Genomic DNA, 23,457 nt, shown 5'->3' with positions numbered 1-23,457 from the left:
AGTAGGACAACAGGAGGGACGCGCGCTTTGAAAAATCTTCTCACCGACATCGCAGGCGTCCGCGTCGGCCATGCCGACGACGCCTCGATCGCCTCCGGCGTCACCGCAATCATCTTCGACAAGCCTGCCGTGGCGTCGATCGACGTGCGCGGCGGCGGCCCGGGCACGCGCGATGACGCGCTGCTGCAGCCGCACAATACCGTCGACGCGATCGACGCGATCGCGCTGTCCGGCGGCTCGGCGCTCGGCCTCGATGCGGCCGGCGGCGTGCAGGCCTGGCTGGCCGAGCAAGGCCGCGGTCTGCGCATCCGCGAGGCCGTGATCCCGATCGTGCCCGGCGCAATCTGCTTCGATCTCTTGAATGGCGGCAACAAGGCGTGGGGACGTTTCCCGCCGTATCGCGACCTCGCCTATGCGGCGGCGACTGCGGCCGGCAGCGATTTCCGGCTCGGCAGCGTCGGCGCGGGCATGGGCGCGACCACGCCCAGCCTGAAGGGCGGACTGGGTTCAGCATCAGTGCAAACCGATAACGGCGTCACGGTGGCCGCACTTGCGGTCGTCAATGCGGTCGGCGCCGTCACGATCGGCGATGGCCCCTGGTTCTGGGCTGCGCCGTTCGAGGTTAGCGGCGAATTTGGCGGACGCGGCCTGCCTGCAACATTCACGGCGGACATGCTGAAAGCGCGGCTGAAGGGTGGCCCAGTGGCGACATCCGGCGAGAACACCACGCTGGTCGTGGTTGTGACCGATGCCGCGCTGACGAAGTCACAGGCGAAGCGGCTGGCGATGATCGCGCAGACCGGCATGGCGCGGGCGATCTATCCGGTGCACGCGCCACTCGACGGTGACGTGGTGTTTGCCGCGGCGACCGGCGAGAAGCCGATCGATCCGCTGTTCGGTCTCACCGAACTCGGCATGCACGCCGCCAACACGGTCTCCCGCGCGATCGCGCGCGGCGTCTATGCGGCGACCGCGCTGCCCTTCCCCGGCGCGCTGCCGAGCTGGCAGGACCGCTTCGGATGATTCTACGCGCTGACCGAGAGCGATGCGCTGGTCTGCGCCGAGATTGCGTTGGCCTGACGTTGCACCAACTGATCGATGAAATTGTAGGACGAGGTCGCAGCCCCGGCCGACGACGCGCTTGCGGCCGAGGTCGCCGTCACCTTCGATCCGTCGGCATAGGTGGTCGTCGTCGTGACCGATCCATCGCTATTGGTGACCGACGTCTTAGCGCCGTCGTCGAGCGCCTGCATCAGCCCATCAGTATCGCCTCCACCGCCGCCGGCGTGATGATGAACGTGGGAGCCATGGCCGGATGCCCCCTTCAGAGCCGAGGACATCTCGTCGAGCGTGACGTTACCGTCGCCATCCTTGTCGAGCTTGGAGAACACGTCATCGGCCTGCGCCAGATTGGTCCCGCCGGCGCCGAGCGCATCCTCGAATTCGGATTTCGTGATGTTGCCGTCGCCGTCGCCATCGATCTGGCCGAACAGATCCTTCAGCGCATCCGACGGACTCATGGTCGACGCGGCACTGCCGGTCGAGGTCTGGCTCTGCGCATCGAGCAGCGCACTCATCGTCCCCGGCGCGATCGGCGCAGCGCCGCTGCCGGCCGATCCGGGATCCGGGGCCCCGCTTGTCGGGGCTGTCGTCGCGCCGGAAATATCGAAGATGCTGGCGGCGTCCTGGGTCAGGCCGGTGGGCTTCGCCTGCGACGTCTTCGACGACGTCAGCGACTTCAGGAGATCGATGGCCGACGAGGCAGCGCCAAGAGCGAACAGCATGAGAGGGAACTCCGACAATGCCGCCTGAAGCGGCGGCCCAACACCTGCAAGGTTAACGAGCAAGCGCCGTGCCATCGCGAAAAGCCCTTCAAAATCGGCATTTCGTGCGCACAAACCGCTTCGCGGAAGCCGGCAATTGCTGCCGCCGCGGCAGTTTTTTCCTGCCCACGACTTCCCTCCTGTGCATTGCTCGGCATCTGCATGCATGTTAGGCGGAACCATCCCGTTCGCTACAGAGATGCCTTGGGAGAGCGTCCATGTCCCAGCCCTTCACGCCACGTCCGCTGGTGATCGCGCCGTCGATCCTGGCCTCGGATTTCTCCAAACTCGGCGAAGAAGTCCGCGCCGTCGACCAGGCCGGTGCCGACTGGATCCATCTCGACGTGATGGACGGGCATTTCGTGCCGAACATTTCCTATGGCCCTGACGTCATCAAGGCGATGCGCCCGCACACCAAGAAGATCTTCGACGCGCATCTGATGATCGCGCCCTGCGATCCCTATCTCGAGGCGTTCGCGAAGGCCGGCTGCGATCACATCACGGTGCACGCGGAGGCCGGCCCGCATTTGCATCGTTCGCTGCAGGCGATCCGCGGGCTCGGCAAGAAGGCGGGCGTCTCGATCAATCCGGCAACGCCCGTGAGCGCGATCGAGCATGTGCTCGACCTGATCGACCTTGTGCTGGTGATGTCGGTCAATCCGGGATTTGGCGGCCAGGCCTTCATCCGCTCGTCGCTCGGTAAGATCAGCGACATCAGGGCGATGACGGCCGGCCGGCCGATCGACATCGAGGTCGATGGCGGTGTCGCGCCCGATGTGTCGGGAGAACTGGCCGCCGCCGGCGCCAATGCGTTCGTCGCCGGCTCCGCCGTGTTCAAGGGCGGCACGATGGAAGCATACAAGGCCAACATCTCCGCGATCCGCAACGCAGCGGCGCTGGCACGCGGCGAAGCGATCTAGCTTGGTCGTGGCGGTCGCACCACGGTAACCGTGCACGGCGCCTCCGCCGCCACCTTCGCCGAGACGCTGCCGAGCAGCGTCCGCAGCATGGAATCCCGCCGCGCGCCGATCACGATGTGATCGACCTGGTTGGCTTCCGCGAATTCCAGGATGGCCGCTGCAGGATCGATCGCCTCCAGCACATGCACCGACAGCCGGTTCTCGTCGAGCTTGAGCGAGGACGCCCAGTGCCGCAGCGTGACCAAGCGATCGACATGCTTGTTGCTGCCCTTCTCATCGAGCGTCCGGTCGATGGTGACGAGCCCAAGCTTGAGCACATTGACGCATGCGAGCCGCGCCTGCGGCAGGGTTGCGAGAATCCGCGCCGTGGTGACGCGCAAAGCCTCGTTCAACGGGCCCGACGTCTCCGTCGTATCGATCGCAACCACAAGGATCGGGCTCGACGCCAGTTGCACGGCAACATCGGACTTCGGCTTTGGCTGCCACGCCCCGCGGTTGAAGCGGCGACGCATCACCGTCGCGAACGGATCGCGCTCGCGCCGTTCCGCGCGCGCCGTCAGCTTGACCTGGTCGGGGTTGCCGAGATCGAAGGCAAGCTGCGAGGCGGTCGGATAGCGCCAGGGGGGCTCGATCTCCAGGCATCGCAGGACGACTTCCTGCAGCCAGGGCGGATAATCGCCCCTCAGCTTGCGCGGCGGATAGGGATCGCGCCACAGCCGCCGGCGCATGCTGCGCAGCGTTTCGCTCTCGCCGAACGGCCGCACCCCCGTGGTGAAGAAATACAGGAGCACACCGAGCGAAAACAAATCGCTGCGCGGATCGTCGCGCACCCCAAGCAGGCGCTCCGGCGCCATATAGGGCGCGGTACCGTAAGGCAGGCGGAATTCTTCCTGCAGCAGATCAGGCAGTTGGTCGTGATGCGACAGGCCAAAATCGATCAGCACCGCTTCGCCGCTCTCGCGGAACATGATGCTGCTCGGCTTGATGTCGTGATGGATGACGCTCTGCCGATGCAGCGCCGCCAGCGCAGCGGCGATCCTGATCCCAAGCGCCCTCGCCTCCTCGTAGCTAACGGGCAGATCGTCGATCCGCTTGTACAGCGTCTGGCCCGGGATGCACTCCATCACGACGTAGGCCTGGCGCGCGAAATCGCCGGTGCCGAAGCAGGCCGGCACATGCGGCCCCGACAATCGCGGCAGGATCATCTGCTCCATCTCGAAGCTGACGATCGCGGCGGGATCCTCGCCTTCCGAGACCCGCGGCACCTTCATCAGCAGCGGCATGTTGATGCCGGGATGGGTGACACTCCACAGCGTCGCCATGCCGCCGCGATGCACGCACTCGCCGATGGTGAAGCCATCGATCACCGCGCCGGGCTGCATGAAATCTTTCGTCATTTGCGCTATCGGCCGACGAACAGGCGGTCTGCAAGCCAGCCTGGCAGGCCGTTCTCGTGGATCCGCGCGGCTGCCGCCTCGATATCATAGGGAGCGCGACAATAGGTGATCTCGCGCCTCTCGGTGTCGAACATGGCAAAAGCGGCTGCTGGAATGCCGTCGCGGGGCTGGCCGACGGCGCCGAGCACCGCAAGCCAGCGCCGGCCGACCAGGAGCTGCACAGGTACACCAGTGGTCGGCACAAAGCTCGTCATCTTCGCCGTCGACGACATCGAGTAGAGCGTGGGACGGTGGATATGGCCGCAAAAGGTGATTGGAGCGTCCACAGCCATCATGCTGCGCGCGGCATCGGAAGCGTCGCGCACGTAACGCCACCTGGTCGGGTTGGACGCCTCGGAATGAACATAGAGGCGGTCGTCCTCCTGCTGCATCAGGGGCAGTTCGGAGAGGAAGCGCCGCTGCGCCGAACTGAGCCGGCCGCGGGTCCACTCGATCACGGCCTGGGCCTCGGCGTTCATCGCGTCGCTGTCGATGCCGATAGCGCTGTCATGGTTGCCGCGCACAGCGACCGCGCCGTCCTCGACCAGCGCCATGACGCTGTCCACGGTCCATTCGGGGTCGGCGCCATAGCCGACGAAATCGCCGAGAAGGATGAATTTTTCCGCACCCTGCGCACGCGCAGCTTCGAGGCAGGCGCCAAACGCCTGCCGATTGCCGTGGATATCCGTCAACAGCGCGAGCCGCACATCATCCTCCCAGCCAATCCTGCCGGGCTCAACCACATCGGTTTTGATGGATATCAAATACGGGCAGGCAGCGCCTGCAAATGGGGCGAGAGAATCGAACGGAAATCTATGCCAGTGGGCGTCCTAGCGCTTAGGACAGGCTTCGAGCCCGCCGAACAGCAGCGCCAGCAATGCGTCGGTGCGCTCCTGCAGGTCCGGATCGCCCCATTCGTCGGAATGGGCCGGGTGATGGAGGCGGCTCGTCGCCTCAAAGATTGCGCGCGCCGTGGACTTGGGATCATCGACCTGGAACTCACCCTGCCTGGCGCCGTCGGACAGAATATGCGCGATCTGATCGGTCAGGCATTCCTTGTGCCCTTTGACCACAACGCAAGCTTCGCGCGCCAGCGTCAGGTAAGTGCGGAACATCTCCGGATCGTCGGCAAACCGGGCCTGCTTGGTCGAGAACAAGGTGCGCAGCCAGCGATCGAGCCGGTCCCGCGCTGGACCGGTGCTGGCCGCGATCTCCTGCAGCGGCGCCTTGGCGCGATCGAGCCATCGCTTCGCCACCGCTTCGCGCAGCGAAGCCTTGCTCGGGAAGTGCCGGTAGACACTGCCGTGGCTCACATCGAGCGCTCGGGCAACGTCCACCACGGTTGCCTTGGCGAGCCCATAGCGACGCAGGACGTCCTCGGTGACCTCCAGGATGCGTTCAGGGGTCAAGACGACTGCTTCGTTCATGGGTGTACCCTATCCCCAGCCCTTGGGCGTTTCCGGCGGTCAGGCGCATCGCGAAACGGCCTGGCCGGTCGTAGACAATCCTAATTTCCAGTTTAGCGGGCCAGTTTCGCCGCCTGGGCGGCCAGGTGGCGGGCCACCTGCTGATTGAGCCAGCGCTGGATCTGTTCAGTCAAATGCAAAATCTCGGTCGTCATCGTCGTAGTCTCCGGCAAGTCCGTGGCTCGCACCTAGTCTGAAATCAGTGTTCGTAGTCTTCCGGATCAGACTTTTCGCGGCTGCAAACCACAGGGCGCCCCACCCGGCGTCCGAAAATGGATATAGCAAGTCTGACTGACAGATTTCAATATCTGTTATTCAATAATCCGTGACTGGAGCTTACCACCGGCGGCTCGTTCAACCGCGATCCTGTCTTGCCGCCCCGGGGCACCGCCAGCGGAGCGGCTTCGTCAAGCGTCTGGCGCCCGTTCACTCGGTGACCATTGGCCCGAACGGCTCCCACCGCTCCCCGGTGAAGCGCATCATCCGGAACTCCTTGATGACCCGGTAGTCGCTCGCGGTGGTGTTTATGGAGAGCCCGGGCAGCAGCAGATCAAGCCTCACATCCCGCAGACTCGTGGCCTGGCGCATGACGTTCTCGCGCGAAAGGTCGTCACCGCACCGCTTCAATACCTCCACCAGCAGTTCGGCCGCGCTGTAGCCGTAGGTCGTGAAAATACTCTTGCGGTCACCGCCGGGAAAATACGTGTCCATGAATGCGGTCCATCGCCTCATGCCCTCGTCGTTCCGCCAGGTGGGATCACTCGTCTCCTTGAACGAACTCGCCGAGATCGTCCCCCTCGCGTGGTTGACTCCGGCAGGAACGAGCACGGCGTCAATCGACGAGGAGCCGACTCCCAGCAGGTGCACAGGCGTCCAACCGAGTTCGGCCATTCTTCTGATGGTTTGGGCAGCGAACTTGGGAGCCGCCATATCTACCAACAAGTCGACGCCGGCGGCTTTCAGTCGGACGATTTGCGAGTCTACGGTCGGGTCTGAGACATCGTAGGGGGCTTCACTGACGAGGAGTTCGCTTGCTCTTGCGCCGAAGGCCTCCTTCAGGCCACTCAAGTAATCCTTCCCGCTCTCGTCGTTCTGATAGAGCAGGCCAACTTTCGCGGCAGGGTAGTTCTCGAGAATGAACCGCGCGTAGACGCCGATCTCCGTCCGCAGATTAGGCGCGAAGCCGATCGTCCAATGAAAATTGGCAGGATCCTCGAACCGCGTGGCGCGCCCGGCTACGAAAAGCTGCGGGATCTTGCGATCGTTGAGATACTTCTGAACGGCGATATTGGAAGCGTTTCCCAACGTCTGGAACACGAACAGCACCTCGTCGCCTTCGACCAACCTCCGTACCTGCTCAACTGTCTTCGAAGGCATCGCCGCATCGTCATAAGAGATCAGCCTGATCTTGCGTCCATTAACGCCGCCCCGATCGTTGATCATGCGGAAGTAGGCGTCTTGCACCTTGCCGATGATGGAGAAGGCGGAAACCGGACCGCTATAGGGCATGGTCTGGCCGATCCTGATTTCAGTATCACTCACGCCCGGTTCGTAGCGGCCGCCTTGCGCGTGCAGCACGCTTCCACTGAGCAGCAGGGCGCCAATCAGCGCTACCCTGAACGCGGTCGTTTTGTTGTCTGTGCGATGGACCATCGGCTTGCTCAATCCACGCGTGGCCGCCCTATTGCTCGTCCTTCGGCGGCATCCGCGGCGGCAGCAGCGGGGTAAATGACACCGCGTCGCCGGGACCAGGGGCCGCCATCAGCGCTGCGCCGGTCGAAGGATCACCGCCCGACGTCTCGATCACTGCGCTCGGGGTGATGTACTCCCTGGCCGGCGCAATCAGGCCGCCCTCGCCGGTGCCGAAATCGGCGGCGCGCCCGCCCTGGGGACGCCCGGCAGCAATCTCGGTGATGGCCTTGTCGGTCTTCTGCGCCAGCGAGTCGCTGTAGGGGATGCGGTAGGCTCGGGGGATGCCGCTCGGCCGGTTGTCGTCGTCGAGCGCCTCGACCCAGAGATAGATCGAGCCCGGGTCGCCTTCCAGCGAGTGCGGCTCCACGATCCGCGCCTGCAACAGCTTGAACGAGGCCGGCAGTCTGTCGACGCTGGCCCAGCCCAAAAGGCCGCGCACGCCCATGAAGCTCGCGATGTAGAACGCGCTTGTCACGATGACGGCGACCGCCTTGGCCGACCAGGGCAAGCGCGCATAGACCAGGATGACCAGCAACAGCGCGCCGATCAGCGCGTAGCTGATCGAGAGCGTGAGGATGACCGACTGGAGATTGTTCACGGGCGAGACATCCTGACGCCTGTCTTCGGATCGAGATCCGCGCCGTTTGCGCGCACGTTGCGGAACGTCTCCATCAGTGACTTCTGCCGCTGCTGGACGTCGACCACCTTGCCCCCGGCATCGAGCCAAAAGCGCAGCGCGGTCTTTTCGTCGCCGGTGTGATCGAGCGTCAGCTTGTTGTCGAAGATCACCTGGGCTGTCGGGTTGAGCTTCTGCACCTTCACGCTCACTGCAACCGGCTGCCCGGTCGTCGCCTGAAAATGCGAGACGTTGACGGTGTATTCGCCGGGGACGATGCCGCGCACCGTGACGATCTCTTCCCGGATGGGCGACGGGATCTTCTTGCCGTTGACGACGATGAAATCGTTGGCGCCGCCGCGATCGTCGCGGTCGAGTGTGAGGAAGCCGGCTTCGCGGCGACGATACCAGGCGATATTGCCGGCAGGATCCTGCACGAACAGATCGAGGTCATCGGGGTGATTGTCCGGCCAGTCCATCGTGATGATGAACTCGGCCTTGGAGTCGATCTTGCCCTCCTTCGATTCCGGCGAAACCGCAAGCAGCGCGAGGAAGAACAGGAAGGCGATCACCTGCAGCGCCTTGAACAGCATCACGCCCAGTGGATCGAAGTGTTCCTCCCGCGGATAGAGGCCGTACTCATCCATCATTGTGGTGTTCCAAGGCCGGGGTGACGTGCGTCTCGGTCAACATGACGGCATCGGAAAACACCCGCTGGGTGGCGGCATCGAGCATGTAATATTGAATTCTGACGAGGATGGAGCCGATCAGGCCGGCCAGCGTTGTGTACATGGCCACCGCCATGCCGTCGCTCATCAGGCCCATCGATGACTTCATGGCGGCCTTGTCGGCCGCGTCGAGCGTCGCGATCGGCGCCAGCATGATGATGAAGCCGATGATGGTTCCGAGCAGTCCGAGCTTCATCAGCGTATCGGAAACGAATGCGCCGAAGGCGTTGGAGCCGCGCAGCCGGTCCGCCAGCGACCTCAGCAGCAACGTCTGATCGATGCGGCCGGTGGCTTGCGCTGCGGCCTTCTTCACTAGGCTGCGGATGTGATCGCTGACGAGCCCGCCCGGCAGGACACGGGCATTCTCGTTCAGCCCTCTCGCGGCGCCGGGCGCGGACAGGATCTCCCTGCAGCGTCTGGTGGCTTCGCCTTCGCGCGCGATCGCTCGCGTCCGCCAGAAGCAATGGCAGCAGGTGATGACGTAGAGAACAGCGATCAGGCTCGAAATATAGGTGCGGTCCGAGGTGACCATGAGATGCAGCAAGCCGTATCGCCACAGCAGCACGGCGGCAAAGATCGAAAGCCCTGTGAAGATCATCCATAGCAACAGGACGCTTCGCTCAGAAGTGTCCTTGCCGGGCAATACAGTCTCGGCGCCAACCGTGGCACTCATGCAGCTATGCTCCCTGGGGGCGGCCGAGAGAGACAGCCCGCAAACGCTTCCCGGCTTTGTTAATCCGAGGCGGCAGGTTGCGTCCAAAGACATATGCCTGCGGTTGGTTGGGAAAATTTCCCGAGCTGCGCCTCACCCGCCATCTTGCATTTGGCAGGAAATAGCGGTGCTGTTACGCTTATCTAGAAGCCGCGGAGTGATCGCATGCGCCTCGTGCTCCAGCTCGTCGCCCGTCTGCTCGTCATCGTCATCTTGTGTCTGGGAGGCGCGACCGTTTGGGCGACGATCGATGCCTATCACAGCGTCGACCGCGCCACGGCCGCATCCGCCGAACGGGTCTCGCAAGCGCTTGAAGCGCTCTACTGGCGGGAATTGCTGCTGCGCGGCAACAGGAATCGCGAACACCTTTTGCCCGTACCGGAATGGCGCACCATCCAGACGATGAGCCTGATTTCACCGGGCGTCTGCGTCCAGTTCGAGCCGAAGGGCGAATTCGAAAATCCGCTGTGCGGCCAAAGCAAGGGGATCGGCGCATCTCCACCGTATTGGTTCGCGGCAGCTGTAGAGACATTCCTTGGCGGCCACGCCGCGGTCGCCCGGCCGATAAGCGCGCGTTCGGTCACCGCAGGGACAGTGTCGGCCATCGCTGATCCCGACGCCGCGATATCGCTAGCCTGGCAGCACATCCTCGATAACGTCCACGTCGCGCTGCTGATGGCGGTGGCCATCGCCTTGCTTGCCTCGCTCGCGATCGCACATGCACTGGCCCCCGCGCAGTCGATCGTTGCCGCACTGCAGCGCATGGCGCACGGCCAATATCGAACATCGCTTCCGCGCTTCCGATCGATGGAACTTGCCATGATCGGGCAAGCCGTTTGCGAGCTCGGCGATCGCCTCACACAGGCCACGGAAGAACGGGCCGTCCTGACCCGCCGGCTGCTTGAAATCCGTAGTGACGAGCGGCGGGCACTGGCGCGCGAACTACACGATGAGTTCGGACAGAACCTGTCGGCGATCCTGGCCTTCGCCAACACGATCGAAGCCGCCAGCGCACGTGAGCCGAACCGAGGCGACGTCGCGCAGGATGCGCGGATGATCTCGCAAGCCACGCTGCACATCATGGCGTGCGTGCGCGGCACCCTGAACCGCTTGCGTCACCCGCCCGCCGAGGAACTCGGGCTGGAGGCGAGCCTTATCAACCTGGTTGACAGCTGGCGATCGCAGAACGCGACGCAGCCGATGATCCAGCTCGACCTCAAAGGCGATTTTGCCGACGTGCGAGGCGCCGTCGCCGCGACCGCCTACCGTGTGGCCCAGGAATGCCTGACCAACTCGTTGCGCCACGGCGCGGCGCGCGAGATCGTGCTCCGGATCGAACGGCGGACGGGCGTGGAAAATGCGCTGCTGATCCGCGTCGAGGACGATGGCGGCGGTGATGCCGCCATAGTGGCACAGTCTGCCGGCTTCGGCTTGACCGGAATACGCGAGCGAGTGACGGCTCTCGGCGGCTCGCTATCGATCGCGCGCGCAAGACGCGGTCTGAGCGTTGCCGCCACGATTCCGCTTGCCGCCTGATGCCGGCGTCGAAGACCAGCGGCATCTCCATCCTGCTTGTCGACGATCATCCCGTGGTCCGGCAAGGCTACCGGCGCGTCCTGGAGCATCAAGGCGACTTCCGGGTGGTCGCAGAGGCCGATAACGCAGCGGACGCCTATCGCGCATTCAAGACGCACACCCCCGATGTTGTGGTGATGGACATCTCGATGCCGGGCGCGAGCGGGCTTGAAGCCATCCGAAACATCCGGCAGCGCAGTTCGTCCGCGCGCGTTCTCGTCTTCAGCATGCATAGCGAGGCGGCACTGGTGAAGGCCGCCTTCGGCGCCGGTGCGAGCGGCTATGTCACCAAGAGCAATGAACCGACCGTGCTGATCGAGGCGATCCGTTCCGTTGTGCGTGGCGAACATGCGATGAGCGACGACGTCGCCCACGCCCTGGCGATGGAAAGCCTGACCCCGTCGGGATCAGTCCTTGACCAATTGGGAGAACGGGAGATCGAGATCCTGCGGCAATTGGCTGCCGGCTCGACCACGGAGGAGATCGCCGCCAACCTCAATCTCAGCATGAAGACGGTTCAGAACTATCACTACCTCATTAAGACCAAGACCGGTATGCGGACTGATGCGCAGCTTGTCCGCCTTGCCGTCGAATGCGGATTGACCAGCCTCTAACCTTCGAACCTGGCCGCAGACCCAAAAGCCTCCATTTTTCACCTGCGCGAAGTCCCGTATGGGTGGCCTCCGTGGGGCCGATTTGCTAAAGCGCGGCGTAAAAACAAACCGGCTGGGAGTCGCTTGGCGACCCCGCCCTGCACTTTCCGGAGTTTTCGATGATCCCCCGCTACACCCGCCCGGAGATGGCCGCGATCTGGGAGCCGCAGACCCGTTTCAAGATCTGGTTCGAGATCGAGGCGCACGCGGCCGATGCGCTGGCGGAACTCGGCGTTATCCCCAAGGAGGCGGCCAAGACGATCTGGGCCAAGGGCAAGGGCGCGACCTTCGACGTCGCACGGATCGACGAGATCGAGCGGGAGACCAAGCACGACGTCATCGCCTTCCTGACCCATCTTGCCGAGATCGTCGGCCCCGAGGCGCGCTTCGTGCACCAGGGCATGACCTCCTCCGACGTGCTCGATACCTGCCTCAACGTGCAGCTCACCCGCGCCGCGGACCTCCTGCTTGCCGACATCGACAAGGTGCTGGTGGCACTCAAGAAGCGCGCCTTCGAGCACAAGATGACGCCGACCATCGGCCGCTCCCACGGCATCCATGCGGAGCCCGTGACCTTCGGCCTCAAGCTCGCCTACGCCTATGCGGAATTCTCCCGTGCCCGGGCGCGGCTCGCCGCCGCCCGCAAGGAAGTCGCGACCTGTGCGATCTCGGGTGCGGTCGGCACCTTTGCGCAGATCGACCCGCGGGTGGAAGAGCATGTCGCCAAAGCCATGGGGCTCGAGCCGGAGCCGATCTCGACCCAAGTGATCCCGCGCGACCGCCATGCGATGTATTTCGCGACGCTGGCCGTGATCGCCTCCTCCATCGAGCGCCTTGCGGTCGAAATCCGCCACCTGCAGCGCTCCGAGGTGCTGGAAGCCGAAGAGTTCTTCTCGGAAGGACAAAAGGGTTCGTCGGCGATGCCGCACAAGCGCAACCCGGTGCTGTCGGAGAACCTCTCCGGCCTGTCGCGGATGGTGCGGGCCTACGCAGTGCCCGCACTGGAGAATGTCGTACTCTGGCACGAGCGCGACATTTCGCATTCCTCCGCCGAGCGCATGATGGGCCCGGACGCCACCGTGACGCTCGACTTCGCGCTGGTCCGCCTCGCGGGCCTGATCGAGAAGCTCCTGGTCTATCCGCAGAATATGCAGAAGAACCTCGATCGCCTGGGCGGTCTCGTGCATTCGCAACGGGTCCTGATCGCGCTGACCCAAAAGGGCGCAAGCCGCGAGGACGCCTACAAATTCGTGCAGCGCAACGCCATGCCGGTCTGGCGCGGCGAAGGCGATTTCCTGACGCTGCTCAAGAAAGATCCCGACGTGAAGAAATATCTGACCGCCCCTGAGATCGAGGAACAGTTCGACCTCGGCTATCACCTTAAGCACGTCGACACGATCTTCAGGCGCGTGTTCGGGGAGGCCTGAACGCGTTTACCTTACCTCTTCCCGCTCACGGCCACATGGCCGGCGCCGCCCTCAAATCAACTGAATCGTAACGCTGGAATGGGATAAGGTTGAATCGTGGCGGCGCCCCCAACCATTCTGGTATTCGATTCCGGCCTCGGCGGGCTGACGGTGTTGCGCGAGATCGTTCGCACCCGGCCCGACGCGCATTACGTCTATGTTGCTGATGACGCATTCTTTCCCTATGGCCACCATAGCGAGGAAGAGATCATCGCGCGCGTGGTGCCGCTGATCGGCGAATTGATCAGGAGCCACGCGCCCGATTTGGTCGTGATCGCCTGCAACACCGCCTCGACGCTCGTCATGTCGCACCTGCGTGACGCCTATGACCTGCCCTTCGTCGGAACCGTGCCGGCGATCAAGCCGGCCTGCGCCAGCTCGAAGACCAAGCGCGTGTCCGTGCTGGGCACCAAGGGCACCGTCAAGCGCGAATATACGCGAAAGCTGATCCACGATTTCGGGCAGGGCTGCGAGGTAACCCTGGTTGGCTCGAGCGAGCTCGCTTCGCTGGCGGAGGCAGCACTGAGCGGCCAGGAGGTCCGCGATGTCGACATCGCCGCTGAGCTGGCACCCTGCTTTGTCGACGGCGCCGCACGTACGGACACCGTGGTGCTCGCCTGCACGCATTATCCCTTGCTGCTGGATCGCCTGGTGAAGCTCGCACTATGGCCGGTCGACTGGATCGATCCGGCGCCCGCCATCGCGCGACGCGTTTCCGATTTGCTTGGCCCGCCCGGCGATAGCAGAGACGAGGCCGGCGCCGAAATGTTCTTTACGTCCAACCGCCCGCACACGCTGAGCCGGGCGCTGATGCCGTTTTTCGGCGGCCGGGTCCCGGCCTGAGCTTTCCGCCGCCATACGGCGCTGATAGGTTTGGCGAACACGCGCAAGTTCAATGGGGTTCTGCATTGACCTCCACGACGCCAACGCCCCTCAACCGGCTGCGACAGCAATGGCGAGAGCGGCGCCCGACCTTCGGGGCGATCGCCACCATCCCGAGCATCCAGACCGTGCAGATCATGGCGCAGTCGCTCGACTGGATCATTGTCGACCTCGAGCACGGCCCGATCGACCTCGGCACCGCGCATGCGATGATCGTGGCAACCTCCGGCACATCATGCGTGCCGATGGCGCGGATTGCCGCCAACGAGCCCTGGCTCGCCAAGGCACCGATGGATGTCGGCGCGCTCGGCATCAATTTCCCGATGATCTGCAGCCGCGCCGAGGCCGAGAAGGCCGCGCGCAGCGTGCGCTATCCGCCCAGAGGCGACCGGCTATGGGGACCGTTCCACGCCCCGTTCCGCTGGGGCGTCCCGATGGCGGACTACATGGCGACCGCCGATGACGACATGATCTGCATGATCACGATCGAGCATGTCGAAGCGGTCGAACGGATCGACGAGATCATGGCCACCCCTGGCATCGACATCGCCGTGATCGGGCCTGGCGATCTCGCCACCTCCATCAACAAGCGCGGCCTCCCCGATGACCCCGAAGTGGTGGCGCTGATGCAGCGCGCCGAGGAAGGCATCCTCAAAAGCGGCGTGCCGATCGGTGGGGTGGCGCGGTCCGCCGAGCAGGCCAACGCGATGATCGAGCGCGGCTATGTGGCGCTCGCACTCGGCTTCGACTGGTCGCTGCTCCAGCGCGGCATTGCCGCGGCTCTTGTAGGCATCAGGCGCTAGGGTTGCTTCTCCCGCCAAGAGCCGGCTGCCAGGTCACCGCGACCGCCGAAGTGCCAGCCGGCGATGCGGCGGTACGCCACACCCATCTTGGCGCCCTGGATCGTCATTTCGCTTTAGTTCCTTGTTTTCGCGTGATCTTTCGGGATCAGGCGCTAGAACCTGCCGGCTGCAAGGCCGCTGGTTCATGCTCGGTTCAGGGCCGGTGAGCGGATACTCCGACTTATCAGCCTTTTGTTGAATGCAGGAACATCCGGCGGAGTGATGCGCGGAACGGCCCGAAAAATTTCAATCCCGCGCTGTTTCATCGCCGACCTCATGCGTGCGTCGCTGGACGTCCCCTTCGTGTCGCTCGTACGCGTGCTGAACGTCCGGGACCTGATGGAAGCCCGCGCAGCGGCTGCCCGTCCGCCCGGCTGGGCGGCGATTTTCGTGAAAGCATTTGCACTGGTGGCGAAAGACGAGCCGGTGCTGCGGACGCTCTACGTCAAATGGCCATCGCCCGGCTTCTATGAGCTACCGCGCAGCGCCGCCACGGTCGCGATCGCGCGCGTCGTGGAGGGTGAAGATTGTGTGCTGCCACAAAAGATCAGTACCCCCGAGATCAAGCCGCTCGCCGAGATCGATGCGTTGATCCACCACGCCAAGCAAGCCCCGGTCGAGGAAGTGGCGGCGTTCAGAAAGGCTCTGCGGGCGACCCGGCTGCCACTGCCGCTGCGCCGCTTGCTCTGGTGGATCGGGCTGAATTCCGGACGCCAGCGCGCCAATTATTTCGGCAGTTTTTCCGTAACGTCAGTGGCCGCCGTCGGTCCCGGGGAACTCCACGCCGTTACCCCCGGGCCATTCATCGTCAGCTATGGCGTCGAGGCCAACGACACCATCAGCGTGGTGCTGCGCTGGGACCACCGGATTACCGACGCCGCCCTCATCGCCCGGACGCTGTGCCGGCTGGAACAGGTGCTGAACACCGAAATCGCAGCGGAATTGCAAGCCGATCGGCAGCAGGCCGGGAGAGCCGTCCGGGCGATCGCGACCTGACGGCGCTGGAGCTTCTTGTTCTAACGCGCTTTCTTCACACGAACCGGTGTTCACTTCGCTCGAAAACGCTCTGAAAAGCCACGTCTTTCGTTGACAAGACGACCATCTTTCCCCTAAAAGCCCCCTGCTCGCGGGCCGGTTTCGGCCCGCGATGCGTTTCGCGACCCGTGGTCTGTCCCCGAGCTTTCGAGGCGGACCTGTCGGCACCGGCCGGATGGCAGGCTGCACAGGAGGGCGCGTCTCCTCAAAACCCAACTTTGACCTGAAAGAGGACGCGATGACAAAGCGCAGTGAGGCGAAATACAAGATCGATCGCCGCATGGGCCAGAATATCTGGGGCCGCCCGAAGAGCCCCGTGAACCGCCGCGAATATGGCCCAGGCCAGCACGGCCAGCGCCGCAAGGGCAAGCTCTCCGACTTCGGCGTGCAGCTTCGCGCCAAGCAGAAGCTCAAGGGCTACTACGCCAACATTTCCGAGCGCCAGTTCCACGGCATCTATGTCGACGCCGGCCGCCTGAAGGGCGACACCGGTGAGAACCTGATCGGCCTGCTCGAGCGCCGTCTCGACACGGTGGTGTATCGCGCCAAGTTCGTGTCCACGATGTTCGCGGCACGCCAGTTCATCAACCACGGCCACATCAAGGTGAACGGCCGCAAGGTGAACATCAGCAGCTATAAGCTGAAGGTCGGCGACGTCATCGAGGTCAAGGAATCCTCGAAGCAGCTCATCCCTGTTCTGGAAGCCATCCAGCTTGCCGAGCGCGACGTACCCGACTTCCTCGAGGTCGATCACAACAAGATGACCGCGAAGTTCACCCGCATTCCCGGCCTGTCCGACGTGCCGTTCCCGGTGCAGATGGAGCCGCATCTGATCGTCGAATTCTATTCGCGCTGATCGGACGGAATGTTCGAGGTATCGAGGGCCCCGGTTTCGCCGGGGCCTTTTTGTTTAGGCACCAAATTGGTGTTATAGTTCCGATTATGACTCGGTTACTCGAAGAAGCGTTTAGTACCGTTGCCAACCTGCCCGATGCAGAGCAGGACGAACTCGCGCGCGTCATGCTGCAGCTCGCGGGCATCGATCAGCCGCCTCTTCAATTGACACCGGAGGAAGAAGCCGATCTGGCGGAAGCTGATGCCGAGATCGCGCGCGGCGATCTCGCCTCCGCCGAAGAAGTCCGGGCGATGTGGGCGAAGCACGGAGTGTGAATATCCGCTATACGCGTCGTGCGCTTAGGCAGATCGATCAAGTCCTCACCTACATTGAAGCACAATCGCCTCAGGGCGCGGTTCATGTTCGGGACCGGATCGCAGCGCTCGTAGCACTGTTGCTAGAGCACCCCTGCGCAGGCCGTGCAACAAGCCGTCCTAACGTTCGTCGTCTTCCAGTGAACCCACATCCTTACCTGATTGATTATCGCGTGACCGCGACCGAAATTATCATTATGCGATTTCGTCACGCAGCCCGGCGACCGATCGGCTGACAAATGATTTGCGCCGCATCTCGCCGGCACGACGACGTCCCGGAGCAATGAGGAGAGCCATGTCCTACACCCCTGCCCCGCGCGATCCAAGAGCTCCGCCCGTTCGCATCAACCTGCTGTCCGACACCCAGACACGTCCGACGCCAGCGATGCGAGAGGCGATGGCACGGGCGGAAGTTGGCGACGAGCAGATCGGCGATGATCCGACGGTCAACTTGCTCTGCGAGCGCGTTGCCGACCTGCTCGGCAAGCAAGCCGCGGTGTTCATGCCCTCGGGCACCATGTGCAACGTCGCCGCGACGCTGGCTTATTGCCGCCCCGGCGATGAGATCCTGGCGCAGGCGACGGCCCATATCATCGCCCGCGAAGGCGGCGCGCATGCCGCGCTCGGCGGCTTCCAGATCATGCCGCTGCCGGGCGAGGACGGCCAGTTCGCGCCGGAGACGTTGCGCGCGGCGCTGCACCCGCGTTCGCGCTACCAGCCGCCGCAGGTGCTGGTCAGCGTCGAGCAGACCGCCAATATCGGCGGCGGCACGATCTGGAAGAAGGCCGCGCTCGACGAGATCGTCAGCATCGCGAAAGCCCATGGGCTCGCCACCCATATGGACGGCGCGCGGCTGCTCAACGCCTGCGTCGCGACCGGCATTTCCGCGCGCGACATGGCCGCGGGCTGGGATTCGGCCTGGATCGATTTCTCGAAGGGGCTCGGCGCGCCGATCGGCGGCGTCATCGCGGGCTCTCGCGATTTCATCGACGAGGTCTGGCGCTGGAAGCAGCGCCTCGGCGGCTCCATGCGCCAGGCCGGCATCTGTGCCGCCGCCTGCATCTATGCGCTCGACCATCACGTCGATCGCCTCGCCGACGATCACGCCAATGCAAGGGCGCTGGCGCGCGGGCTGTCGCAGATCGACGGCATCGCGGTGCAACAGCCCGAAACCAATCTCGTCTTCTTCAAGCCCGACGGCGCCGGCGTCTCTGGCGAGAAGATGGTCGCCGAATTAGCCAAGCGCGGCGTGCTGCTCGCGATCATGGACGGACGGATCAGGGCCTGCACGCATCTCGATGTGACCGCCGACATGATCGAGGAAATGGTCGGGCTGGTACGGGAGATCGCGCGCGGAGCGTAAGCTCACCGCCCCATCGCTTGATAGATCCGCGTCTTCAACTGCAGCTGAATTCGCCCGCGTTGCGAGGGCGTCTGCACCATCAGAATCGCGAACATATCGTCTTCGGGATCGATGAAGAAGAAGGTGCCGGCGACGCCGTCCCAGCGATATTCCCCAAGCGGCCATGAGGTGTTCGGCGGCACCGAGGTGCGCACGGCGAAGCCGAGACCGAAGCCGCTGTTCGCGCCGGGGTAATAGCGGTCATCGCGCGCGATCTTGGTCTCCGGGCCGATATGATCCCTGGTCATCAGCGCGATGGTCTCCGGCTTGAGGTAGCGCCGCCCCTCGAAAGTGCCGCCATTCAAGAGCATCTGCGCGAAACGAGCATAGTCGCCGATAGTGCCGACCATGCCGGCGCCGCCCGACTCCCATTTGCGCGGCTGCATGGGATCGCTGACCATCGTGGCCGGGCCGAGCGCGCGATCGTCCGGCATCGGTTCGGCGATCCGCGGCCGCTTGGCGGGATCGGCGACGTAGAAGGCGGTCTCGTTCATGCCGAGCGGGTCGAGCAGCCGCTCCTTTTCGAACTGGTACAGCGTCCTTCCCGAGATAACCTCGATCACGCGGCCGAGTACGTCGGTAGAATGCCCGTAATCCCAGAGGGTGCCGGGCTGCTCGGAGAGCGGCAATTTTGCGATCCGCTCGGCGAACTCGGCGTTGGTCCAGTCGCCGTTGAAAAGGTTCGCTTCCGCGTAGAGCTTTCGCACCGTGCTGTCGCCGGAGAAGCCATATGTCAAACCGGAAGTATGGCGCAGCAGATCCTCGATCGTGATCGGGCGCTTGACCGGCCGCAACGCGAGCGTCACACTGCCGTCCTCCGCCCGCTGGTCGACACCGACCTTCACATCCGCGAATGCCGGGATGTATTTTGACACGGGGTCGTCGAGCGCGAGCTTGCCGTCCTCCACCAGCATCATCGCGGCCACCGAGGTGATCGGCTTCGACATCGAATAGAGGCGGAAGATGGTATCCGCACTCATTGAAAGCCGAGTGGCGACGTCGCGGACACCGAAATTCTCGTAATAGACCGGCTTGCCGTGCTGCTGGATCAAGAGGATCGCGCCGGGAATCTTGCCGGTCGCGATCTCATTCCTAATGTAGTCGCTGACCCGGGCCAGTCCCGCGGCGGAAAAGCGGTGCGCGGCGGTGGCCGGAGCTTCCGCACGGACGCCACATCCCACGGCGACCAGAAGCGCGAGCGCCGCCGCGAGAACGAGACGGCGCGATAAAACTTCAGTTCTCCATCGCTTCATAGATCAACTGCTTCAGCGTCCGTTGGATGCGTTGCCGCTCGGTCGGCGTTTGCTCCAGGAGCACGAAAAACATGTCCTGTTTGCGGTCGATCACGAAATAACAACCGCTGGCACCGTCCCATTTCAGCTCGCCGAGCGAGCCGGGCGGCGGCGGCTTTGCGTGGCCGGGATCGGTCCGAACCGCAAGGCCGAGCCCAAAGCCGAAGCCATCGCCGGGAAAATAGAAATAATCTCGTCCGACTCCCGAGTCGGGGCCGACCTGATCGGTGGTCATCAGCTTGAATGTCTCGGGGTTCAGATAGGTCCTGCCCTCGAACGTGCCGCCATTGAGCAGCATCTGCGCAAAGCGCGAGAAGTCGGCCATAGTTGAAACCATGCCGCCGCTGGCAAACTCCATTTTCTTCACGACTGTCGGGTCATTCTCGCGGCCAACCCGGAAATTGCTGTCGTTCGGCATCGGCAGCGCCAGAAGCTTCTGCTTTTCCGGATCGGTGACGAGGAAGCGGGTGTCGTTCATGCCAAGCGGATCAAGCAGCTTCTCCCGCTCGATCGCGAGCAGCGGCTTGCCGGACACGATCTCCATGATGCGCGCGAGCACGTCGGTGGAGTGGCCATATTGCCAGAGCACGCCCGGCTGATTGTGCAGCGGCAGCCTGGCGATCCGCTCGGCAAATTCGGCGAGATTGAAATTGCCGGCATAAAGATTTGCGGATGCATAGGCTTTGCGGACCAGGCTGTCGCCATAGAAGCCATAGGTGATGCCGGAGGTGTGGCGCATCAGATCAAGCACGGTCATCGGCCGGTCCGGCGGCACCAGTTCGAGCGTCTTGCTGCCGTCTTCGTTCTTCTTTTCGACGCCGACCTTCACATTGGCGAAGGACGGGATATATTTCGCGACCGGATCATCCAGCTTGAACTTGCCCTCCTGAAGCAGTTGCATCGACACGACAGCGGTGATCGCCTTCGTCATCGAAAACAGGCGGAAGATGGTCTTGTCGGTGATCGGCGCCTTGCTCACCACGTCCTGCACGCCGAATGCCTGGTGATAGACCTTCTTGCCACGCTGCTGGATCAGGACAATTGCGCCCGGGATTTTTCCGGTCGCCACTTCGTTGTTGAAGAACGTCCCGATCTTCGCAAGCTTGTCCTGGTTGAAATGCGCGCCTGCCGGAATATCGAACGTTCCTTCCGCACCAGCGGCCGGCAATGCAAAAAGCATCAACGCGCCTGTCGCCAGCACGCGCAGCAATTTTACCGAATTCATTGGACCCCTCCCGAATTCGGGCAGGAGTGTAGCGGCCGCGCATCAATCAACACAAGGGCCGCCGAGGCCGGCCAAAGCCTGCTCATGCAATCGCGCGCTGGCGTCGGAGAAGCAGCAGAAGATCACTTGGCTGACAATCGGCGCGTGGCTAAGTCCCTCCGCAACCGTCCGGACCGAAATCCCGGCGGCACGATCGGTTGGGAAGCGATAGACACCGGTCGAAATCGCGGGAAATGCCAGCGAAACAAGCCCGTTCGTCTGACAGAGCTCGAGCGCGCGGCGATAGCAGGAGGCGAGCAATCCATCCTCGCCTCGACCGCCGCCGTGCCAGACCGGTCCGACGGCGTGGATCACGCGCCGGGCAGGAAGTCGATAGCCGCGGATGATCTTGGCACCGCCGGTAGCACACCCCTGCAACGTGCGGCACTCGGCGAGCAATTCGGACCCGGCGGCGCGATGGATCGCACCATCGACACCGCCTCCACCCAGGAGGGACGAATTGGCCGCGTTGACGATGGCGTCAACGCGTAAGGTCGTGATGTCGGCAACGATGACTTCGAGGCGCGCATTGCCGAGCTGGCGCGCCATCAGGCTCAGGCGGCTGCGCCGACCGGAACGCCCTTGTCGGTGAAAAGCTGCTGCAGCTCGCCGGCCTGGAACATCTCGCGAATGATGTCGCAGCCGCCGACGAACTCGCCCTTCACATAGAGCTGGGGAATGGTCGGCCAGTTCGAATACACCTTGACGCCATTGCGCAGCTCGGCGGACTCCAGCACGTTCAAGCCCTTATAGCCGACGCCGATGTGGTCGAGGATCTGGACGACCTGACCCGAGAAACCGCACTGCGGAAATTGCGGCGTGCCCTTCATGAACAGCACGACGTCGTTCGACTTCACTTCGTTGTCGATGAATTGTTCGATGCTCATTTTCGTTTCCCTTTGGGGCTCCGCCCCTTGCGGCATTGCTGGTGGGCCAGCTCGACCCGCTTACCCCGCGTCTCACTATATATGTAGCCCAAACCGTTGTGCATCCAAAGCAAAATGGCGGTGAGCTGGCATGCATGCGGCCCTTTTTAGGCCGCCGTCATGCTCCGGGCCCATAGTCTGACGACGCTAATATCATGGCCACGGGAGGTTTTTTCCCGGACTGGAACCCCTATCTAGGACGGACTGCCCGTCGGGAACCAGTTTGACAGAGCAACGTTCTCTCCTGCATTCGGAGACACCCGTGACGAAACCAGCATCGGCTGCCGCCGCCCTCGCACCCCCCTCCCCATCACGCGCTTCTGATTCCGGTCCCCTGTCGCAGGGCCTGGTGGAATCCTTTCTTGCGGTGCGGGATGAAACCGAACGCCGGGCTGCCCCTCTGTCGGCGGAGGACCAGCTGATCCAGTCCATGCCGGACGCGAGCCCGGCGAAGTGGCACCGTGCCCATACCACCTGGTTCTTCGAGCAGTTTCTGCTCGGCGAGCACCAGAACGGCTACAAGCCCTTCCATCCCGACTACGCCTATCTCTTCAATTCCTATTATGTCAGCGCCGGCCCTCGCCATGCCCGCGCCCAGCGCGGCCATTTGACCCGGCCAAGCGCCGACGAGGTCACCGCCTATCGCCGCCACGTCGATGATGCCGTGGTGAAATTTTTCAAGACCGCGGGCGAGGAGAAGCTGGAAGAGCTGGTCCCGCTGGTCGAGGTCGGACTCAATCACGAGCAGCAGCATCAGGAACTGATGTGGACCGACATCCTGCACGCTTTCGCGCAGAACCCGATCCCGCCGGCTTACGATCCGGCGTGGCGCTTCCCGGCCTCGCAACGCAGCGGCGAGGAGTGGATCACGCTGAACGAGGGCATCCACACCATCGGTCATCCAGACGACAGCTTTCATTTCGACAATGAAAAGCCGGCGCATCGGGCCCTGGTCGGCCCGGTCAAGCTGGCGCGAAATCTTGTGACCAACGCGGAGTGGCTCGCCTTCATCCAGGACGACGGCTATCGGGCGGCGACGTTGTGGCTGATGGACGGTTTTGCGGCCGTCGAAAAGGAAGGCTGGGAAGCGCCCGGCCATTGGCGCAAGGTCGATGGCCAATGGCAGATCATGACCCTGGGCGGCCTACAGCCGATCGACCCGGCAGCCCCGGTCTGCCATGTCAGCTATTACGAGGCCGATGCCTTCGCCCGCTGGGCCGGAAAACACCTGCCGACCGAGATGGAATGGGAGGTCGCCGCGCGCGCCGGTCAGCTCAACGATGCCTTCGGCATCGTCTGGCAGTGGACCCGCTCCTCCTATTCACCCTATCCGGGCTACCGCGCGATCGAAGGCGCACTCGGCGAGTACAACGGCAAGTTCATGGTCAATCAATTGGTGCTGCGCGGCTCCTCGCTCGCAACTCCGAGCGCTCACAGCCGTATCACCTATCGCAACTTCTTTTATCCACACCATCGCTGGCAGTTTACGGGATTACGGCTCGCCGATTACGCCTGATC

General features: G+C 63.6%; 25 protein-coding genes. 13 read left to right on the top strand and 12 right to left on the bottom strand.

The features are described from left to right. The first annotated feature begins 27 nt into the window (after nt 1–27). Nucleotides 28–1,023 (top strand): P1 family peptidase, encoded by a 996-nt coding sequence (locus J6497_RS24675; RefSeq protein ID WP_225706880.1) that lies wholly within the window; start codon nt 28–30, stop codon nt 1,021–1,023. A gap of 2 nt (nt 1,024–1,025) precedes the next feature. On the opposite strand, the gene J6497_RS24670 is transcribed toward J6497_RS24675, so the two are convergent. After that, nucleotides 1,026–1,784: an EF-hand domain-containing protein gene (locus J6497_RS24670; protein WP_225706879.1), complete on the bottom strand. Its 759-nt coding sequence runs from the start codon at nt 1,782–1,784 to the stop codon at nt 1,026–1,028. Between the two features lie 257 nt (nt 1,785–2,041). On the opposite strand from J6497_RS24670, the gene rpe reads away from it, so the two are divergent. Further along, the gene (gene rpe, locus J6497_RS24665; RefSeq protein WP_225706878.1) at nt 2,042–2,743 is read left to right on the top strand and encodes a ribulose-phosphate 3-epimerase; all 702 of its coding nucleotides are present in this window, start codon (nt 2,042–2,044) and stop codon (nt 2,741–2,743) included. Here the strand turns inward: rpe and J6497_RS24660 are convergent. The 7 genes from J6497_RS24660 to J6497_RS24630 all read right to left on the bottom strand — a co-directional run bounded on the left by J6497_RS24660 (nt 2,740) and on the right by J6497_RS24630 (nt 9,354). Next, the gene (locus J6497_RS24660) at nt 2,740–4,140 is read right to left on the bottom strand and encodes a serine/threonine protein kinase (RefSeq protein WP_225706877.1); all 1,401 of its coding nucleotides are present in this window, start codon (nt 4,138–4,140) and stop codon (nt 2,740–2,742) included. The genes rpe and J6497_RS24660 overlap by 4 nt on opposite strands. 5 nt (nt 4,141–4,145) lie before the next feature. Continuing rightward, a complete protein-coding gene (locus J6497_RS24655) occupies nt 4,146–4,886 on the bottom strand; it encodes a metallophosphoesterase family protein (RefSeq protein ID WP_225706876.1) in 741 nt (246 codons plus the stop codon). A gap of 123 nt (nt 4,887–5,009) precedes the next feature. Continuing rightward, the gene (locus tag J6497_RS24650; RefSeq protein ID WP_225706875.1) at nt 5,010–5,606 is read right to left on the bottom strand and encodes a TetR/AcrR family transcriptional regulator; all 597 of its coding nucleotides are present in this window, start codon (nt 5,604–5,606) and stop codon (nt 5,010–5,012) included. Between the two features lie 465 nt (nt 5,607–6,071). After that, complete coding sequence (locus J6497_RS24645) at nt 6,072–7,298, bottom strand: ABC transporter substrate-binding protein (RefSeq protein WP_376708267.1); 1,227 nt, start codon at nt 7,296–7,298, stop codon at nt 6,072–6,074. Nucleotides 7,299–7,326: 28 nt separating this feature from the next. Continuing rightward, nucleotides 7,327–7,935, bottom strand: a complete 609-nt coding sequence (locus J6497_RS24640) for a hypothetical protein (RefSeq protein ID WP_225706873.1) — start codon at nt 7,933–7,935, stop codon at nt 7,327–7,329. Then, nucleotides 7,932–8,603 (bottom strand): hypothetical protein, encoded by a 672-nt coding sequence (locus J6497_RS24635; protein ID WP_225706872.1) that lies wholly within the window; start codon nt 8,601–8,603, stop codon nt 7,932–7,934. The genes J6497_RS24640 and J6497_RS24635 overlap by 4 nt, the downstream gene beginning before the upstream one ends. After that, nucleotides 8,593–9,354 (bottom strand): MotA/TolQ/ExbB proton channel family protein, encoded by a 762-nt coding sequence (locus J6497_RS24630; protein WP_225706871.1) that lies wholly within the window; start codon nt 9,352–9,354, stop codon nt 8,593–8,595. The genes J6497_RS24635 and J6497_RS24630 overlap by 11 nt, the downstream gene beginning before the upstream one ends. 204 nt (nt 9,355–9,558) lie before the next feature. On the opposite strand from J6497_RS24630, the gene J6497_RS24625 reads away from it, so the two are divergent. The 10 genes from J6497_RS24625 (at nt 9,559) to J6497_RS24580 (ending at nt 18,418) form a co-directional block, all read left to right on the top strand. Further along, nucleotides 9,559–10,929, top strand: a complete 1,371-nt coding sequence (locus J6497_RS24625; protein ID WP_225706870.1) for a sensor histidine kinase — start codon at nt 9,559–9,561, stop codon at nt 10,927–10,929. Further along, a complete protein-coding gene (locus J6497_RS24620; protein WP_225706869.1) occupies nt 10,929–11,582 on the top strand; it encodes a response regulator in 654 nt (217 codons plus the stop codon). The genes J6497_RS24625 and J6497_RS24620 overlap by 1 nt, the downstream gene beginning before the upstream one ends. A gap of 158 nt (nt 11,583–11,740) precedes the next feature. After that, nucleotides 11,741–13,048: an adenylosuccinate lyase gene (purB, locus tag J6497_RS24615; RefSeq protein ID WP_225706868.1), complete on the top strand. Its 1,308-nt coding sequence runs from the start codon at nt 11,741–11,743 to the stop codon at nt 13,046–13,048. A gap of 96 nt (nt 13,049–13,144) precedes the next feature. Continuing rightward, entirely contained in the window at nt 13,145–13,930 is a 786-nt protein-coding gene (murI, locus tag J6497_RS24610; protein ID WP_225706867.1) for a glutamate racemase, read from the top strand. Between the two features lie 65 nt (nt 13,931–13,995). After that, nucleotides 13,996–14,772, top strand: a complete 777-nt coding sequence (locus J6497_RS24605) for an HpcH/HpaI aldolase family protein (protein WP_225706866.1) — start codon at nt 13,996–13,998, stop codon at nt 14,770–14,772. 261 nt (nt 14,773–15,033) lie between these two features. Next, nucleotides 15,034–15,807, top strand: a complete 774-nt coding sequence (locus tag J6497_RS24600) for an acyltransferase (RefSeq protein WP_225706865.1) — start codon at nt 15,034–15,036, stop codon at nt 15,805–15,807. Between the two features lie 277 nt (nt 15,808–16,084). Next, entirely contained in the window at nt 16,085–16,702 is a 618-nt protein-coding gene (rpsD, locus tag J6497_RS24595) for a 30S ribosomal protein S4 (protein WP_225706864.1), read from the top strand. 86 nt (nt 16,703–16,788) lie between these two features. Next, nucleotides 16,789–17,016, top strand: coding sequence for a hypothetical protein (locus J6497_RS24590; protein WP_225706863.1), 228 nt, complete (start codon nt 16,789–16,791; stop codon nt 17,014–17,016). Then, on the top strand, nt 16,995–17,291 hold the full coding sequence (locus J6497_RS24585) for a type II toxin-antitoxin system RelE/ParE family toxin (protein ID WP_225706862.1): 297 nt from the start codon (nt 16,995–16,997) through the stop codon (nt 17,289–17,291). The genes J6497_RS24590 and J6497_RS24585 overlap by 22 nt, the downstream gene beginning before the upstream one ends. 59 nt (nt 17,292–17,350) lie before the next feature. Further along, nucleotides 17,351–18,418: a threonine aldolase family protein gene (locus J6497_RS24580; protein WP_225706861.1), complete on the top strand. Its 1,068-nt coding sequence runs from the start codon at nt 17,351–17,353 to the stop codon at nt 18,416–18,418. Between the two features lie 2 nt (nt 18,419–18,420). On the opposite strand, the gene J6497_RS24575 is transcribed toward J6497_RS24580, so the two are convergent. From J6497_RS24575 to grxD, 4 genes are read right to left on the bottom strand one after another with little or no spacing between them, the layout of a single operon-like run. Continuing rightward, a complete protein-coding gene (locus J6497_RS24575; RefSeq protein WP_225706860.1) occupies nt 18,421–19,710 on the bottom strand; it encodes a serine hydrolase domain-containing protein in 1,290 nt (429 codons plus the stop codon). Further along, nucleotides 19,691–20,974 carry a serine hydrolase domain-containing protein gene (locus tag J6497_RS24570; protein ID WP_225706859.1) on the bottom strand — a complete coding sequence of 428 codons (1,284 nt, stop codon included), beginning with the start codon at nt 20,972–20,974 and terminating at the stop codon, nt 19,691–19,693. Before J6497_RS24570 ends, J6497_RS24575 begins: the two co-directional genes overlap by 20 nt. Nucleotides 20,975–21,016: 42 nt before the next feature. Then, the gene (locus tag J6497_RS24565; protein ID WP_376708266.1) at nt 21,017–21,562 is read right to left on the bottom strand and encodes an O-acetyl-ADP-ribose deacetylase; all 546 of its coding nucleotides are present in this window, start codon (nt 21,560–21,562) and stop codon (nt 21,017–21,019) included. Between the two features lie 5 nt (nt 21,563–21,567). Beyond that, nucleotides 21,568–21,900: a Grx4 family monothiol glutaredoxin gene (gene grxD / locus J6497_RS24560; RefSeq protein ID WP_225706858.1), complete on the bottom strand. Its 333-nt coding sequence runs from the start codon at nt 21,898–21,900 to the stop codon at nt 21,568–21,570. Nucleotides 21,901–22,201: 301 nt separating this feature from the next. On the opposite strand from grxD, the gene egtB reads away from it, so the two are divergent. Continuing rightward, nucleotides 22,202–23,455, top strand: a complete 1,254-nt coding sequence (gene egtB / locus J6497_RS24555; protein ID WP_225706857.1) for an ergothioneine biosynthesis protein EgtB — start codon at nt 22,202–22,204, stop codon at nt 23,453–23,455. Nucleotides 23,456–23,457 lie beyond the last annotated feature (2 nt).

The sequence above is a fragment of the Bradyrhizobium cenepequi genome (assembly GCF_020329485.1).
GTDB classification, from domain to species: domain Bacteria; phylum Pseudomonadota; class Alphaproteobacteria; order Rhizobiales; family Xanthobacteraceae; genus Bradyrhizobium; species Bradyrhizobium cenepequi.
This window is presented reverse-complemented; position numbering and strand designations above follow the sequence as displayed.

Bases quoted from the DNA above. Each gene is read 5' to 3' on its own strand.
- J6497_RS24670 (WP_225706879.1), bottom strand. From the start codon at position 1,784: ATGCTGTTCGCTCTTGGCGCTGCCTCGTCGGCCATCGATCTCCTGAAG.
- rpe (WP_225706878.1), top strand. From the start codon at position 2,042: ATGTCCCAGCCCTTCACGCCACGTCCGCTGGTGATCGCGCCGTCGATC.
- J6497_RS24660 (WP_225706877.1), bottom strand. From the start codon at position 4,140: ATGACGAAAGATTTCATGCAGCCCGGCGCGGTGATCGATGGCTTCACC.
- J6497_RS24650 (WP_225706875.1), bottom strand. From the start codon at position 5,606: ATGAACGAAGCAGTCGTCTTGACCCCTGAACGCATCCTGGAGGTCACC.
- J6497_RS24645 (WP_376708267.1), bottom strand. From the start codon at position 7,298: ATGGTCCATCGCACAGACAACAAAACGACCGCGTTCAGGGTAGCGCTG.
- J6497_RS24635 (WP_225706872.1), bottom strand. From the start codon at position 8,603: ATGATGGATGAGTACGGCCTCTATCCGCGGGAGGAACACTTCGATCCA.
- J6497_RS24630 (WP_225706871.1), bottom strand. From the start codon at position 9,354: ATGAGTGCCACGGTTGGCGCCGAGACTGTATTGCCCGGCAAGGACACT.
- J6497_RS24625 (WP_225706870.1), top strand. From the start codon at position 9,559: ATGCGCCTCGTGCTCCAGCTCGTCGCCCGTCTGCTCGTCATCGTCATC.
- J6497_RS24620 (WP_225706869.1), top strand. From the start codon at position 10,929: ATGCCGGCGTCGAAGACCAGCGGCATCTCCATCCTGCTTGTCGACGAT.
- purB (WP_225706868.1), top strand. From the start codon at position 11,741: ATGATCCCCCGCTACACCCGCCCGGAGATGGCCGCGATCTGGGAGCCG.
- J6497_RS24600 (WP_225706865.1), top strand. From the start codon at position 15,034: ATGCGCGGAACGGCCCGAAAAATTTCAATCCCGCGCTGTTTCATCGCC.
- rpsD (WP_225706864.1), top strand. From the start codon at position 16,085: ATGACAAAGCGCAGTGAGGCGAAATACAAGATCGATCGCCGCATGGGC.
- J6497_RS24590 (WP_225706863.1), top strand. From the start codon at position 16,789: ATGACTCGGTTACTCGAAGAAGCGTTTAGTACCGTTGCCAACCTGCCC.
- J6497_RS24580 (WP_225706861.1), top strand. From the start codon at position 17,351: ATGTCCTACACCCCTGCCCCGCGCGATCCAAGAGCTCCGCCCGTTCGC.
- J6497_RS24575 (WP_225706860.1), bottom strand. From the start codon at position 19,710: ATGAAGCGATGGAGAACTGAAGTTTTATCGCGCCGTCTCGTTCTCGCG.
- J6497_RS24570 (WP_225706859.1), bottom strand. From the start codon at position 20,974: ATGAATTCGGTAAAATTGCTGCGCGTGCTGGCGACAGGCGCGTTGATG.
- J6497_RS24565 (WP_376708266.1), bottom strand. From the start codon at position 21,562: ATGGCGCGCCAGCTCGGCAATGCGCGCCTCGAAGTCATCGTTGCCGAC.
- grxD (WP_225706858.1), bottom strand. From the start codon at position 21,900: ATGAGCATCGAACAATTCATCGACAACGAAGTGAAGTCGAACGACGTC.